A 2,550-nucleotide genomic window follows, 5' to 3' on the forward strand; every position below is an offset into this window, starting at 1 on the left:
GCCGACGGGCGCGTGCTGCCGCCGTGGCGGCCCGGCGCCCATGTGGATCTCGAGTTGCCCTCCGGGAGGCTGCGGCAGTATTCGCTGTGCGGTGACCCGGCGGACACCCGTGCCTACCGGGTCGCAGTGCGCCGCATCCCGGAAGGTGGCGGTGGTTCGGTGGAGGTGCACGACGGCCTCCCGGTCGGGACGCCGATCATGGTGCGCGGACCGCGCAACGCGTTTCCGTTCGCCGTGCCCGGCCACGGATCCCCGGCTGCTCGTTTACATTTCGTCGCGGGCGGCATCGGCATCACGCCGATTCTTCCCATGGCCAGGCTGGCGCACCGCCTCGGGATCGAGTGGTCGATGGTGTACACCGGCCGCAGCCGCGACACCCTGCCGTTCCTCGACGAGATCGCGGGATTCGGCGACCACGTCATGGTGCGCACCGACAACGGACATGGGCTCCCCGACGCCGCCGCCTTGCTGCCCGGAGTCGGGCCCGACACCGCGGTCTACAGCTGCGGACCGGTGCCGATGATCGCGCTGATCGCCGACGCCGTGCGCGAAATGCCCTATGTGGAACTGCATTCCGAGCGCTTCTCGCCGCCGCCGATCGTGAACGGCACACCGTTCGAGATCCAATTCGCCTCCACTGGAGAGGTCGTCGAGGTCGCCGCCGACCGTTCCGCGCTCGACACCATCCTGCAGACCCGGCCCGACCGGCCGTACTCGTGCAGGCAGGGTTTCTGCCGGACCTGCAAGGTTCGTGTGCTGGCCGGTGCGCCGGACCATCGCGACAGCGTGCTCACCGACGCCGAACACGAGGCGGGCGAGATGCTCGTCTGCGTGTCCCGTGCCGAGGGCGGGCGGCTCGTGCTCGATCTGTGACTCCGCCGTGGAGGGCGCTCGGCAGTCAACCGCGCGTTGCGGCGAGTTCGGCCTCGATCGCCTCGACGCGCTCGGCCGCGATGCCCCACGGGTGCTCGACGCCGACCCGGCGATCGAGATCCCACAGCACGCATTCCTCGTCCGGAGCCGCCGCGAACGCCCACGCCACCACGGTGCGGCCGAGCTGCTCGGCCATGGTCCCGTGCGAATTGTCCGGGGGACCGCCGCCTTCCGGGAAGTGGTGGAGGAATCGGCCGTAGGCCTTCGTGCAGAAGTCGGCGTAGCGCTTCGTGCACAAGATGAAACCGTGCCACGCCTCGTCGGCCGCGTGCGACGGCATGCCGATCACCTGGTCGTCGCGCAGGGCGGCGCCGCAGCAGAGCAGCCACTGCCGTAATCCCTTGTCCACCAGTTCCCGTGGCTGCCAGGGGCAGGTCTTGTACACGGCGTCGGGTAGTTCCAGCGCGTCGACGGCCGAGCGGACGGTCGCCAGGTCGATGTCGCGGGACCTGCTGAAACTGAATGAAACCACAGTTCACTGTACGTGTGGGCCGGCGGGCCGCTACCGTTTTGGCATGCGCGCTCAGGCCCGGAGGAGGCGGAGCGTGACCACGGAGGGACCGGCGCTGCCGGAAAGGACACGATATGGAAGTACTCATCCTTCTCTTCGCTCTGGTGATGCTGGTATTTCTCATATCGGTCCCGATCATCGTGGTGGTTGTCGTGCTCCGCTCGCAACGCAACCGGCACCTGCCGCCGCCGAATGGACCGTGGCGCGGAGCCCGGGGCGGAGGGAATTACCACCACCACGGATCCACCGACCCGTTCTGGGCCGCGGGCGGCGCCGGTCTGATCGGCGGGCACGACCCGGGCCATCCGAATGGCTGCGGCGGGGGCCATCAGGAAAGTAGTTGCGGCGGAGGCAGCAGCTGCGGTGGGGGGAGCAGTTCCAGCTGTGGTGGCGGAAGCAGTTCCAGCTGCGGCGGCGGCGGTGGTGGCAGCAGCTGCGGCGGCGGGTCCTGACCCGCGATTTGACCTCAACCTGACTTCAGGTTCCATGCTGTCTTCGTTCGCGACGGCAAGGAACGATGGAGGTTGTGTCATGCGGGCTGTGCAAGCCGGTGTGTTCGGTGGACCGGAAGTGCTCGCGGTGCGTGAGCTGCCGGACCCGGTGGCCGGACCGGGTGAGGTGGTGGTCGATGTGGCGGCCGCCGATGTGATGTTCCTGGACACGCGGTTGCGTGGTGGCTGGGGGACGGACTTCTTCGCGATCGAGCCGCCGTACGTGCCAGGTGGCGCGGTCAGCGGCGTGGTGGCGTCGGTCGGCCCGGATGTCGATCCGGCCTGGGTGGGCAAGCGGGTGTCCACTCAGACCGCGGCCAGCGGTGTCGGCGGCGGTTTGCCGATCGGCGGGTACGCCGAGAAAGCGCTGGCCAAGGCGGAGACCTTGGTCGCGATTCCCGATGGGGTGACCATGACACAGGCCGTCGCGCTCGCACACGACGGCAGGACCGCGCTCGCGGTGTTCGACCGCGCCGCTATCCAGCCCGGGGAATGGGTCTTGATCACCGCCGCGGGCGGTGGTCTCGGAATTTTGCTGATCCAGCTCGCCAAGGCGGCGGGCGCGAACGTCGTCGCCGCCGCGCGGGGCGCCGCGAAGCTGGACCTCGCCGGACG

The 2,550-nt window shown here is 69.3% G+C and carries 3 protein-coding genes; 2 read left to right on the forward strand and 1 reads right to left on the reverse strand.

From position 1 onward, the window contains the following. Positions 1-873 (forward strand): PDR/VanB family oxidoreductase (locus NA4_RS19875; RefSeq protein WP_067471833.1); only part of this gene is annotated, 873 nt, incomplete at its 5' end. A gap of 25 nt (positions 874-898) precedes the next feature. On the opposite strand, the gene NA4_RS19880 is transcribed toward NA4_RS19875, so the two are convergent. Then, positions 899-1,405, reverse strand: coding sequence for a UCP032817 domain-containing protein (locus NA4_RS19880; protein WP_067471836.1), 507 nt, complete (start codon positions 1,403-1,405; stop codon positions 899-901). Between the two features lie 570 nt (positions 1,406-1,975). Here NA4_RS19880 and NA4_RS19885 point away from each other — a divergent pair. Further along, on the forward strand, positions 1,976-2,550 hold a 575-nt coding region (locus NA4_RS19885), incomplete at its 3' end, for an alcohol dehydrogenase catalytic domain-containing protein (protein WP_157129155.1).

It is taken from the genome of Nocardia amamiensis NBRC 102102 (assembly GCF_001612745.1).
In the GTDB taxonomy this organism is placed as follows: domain Bacteria; phylum Actinomycetota; class Actinomycetes; order Mycobacteriales; family Mycobacteriaceae; genus Nocardia; species Nocardia amamiensis.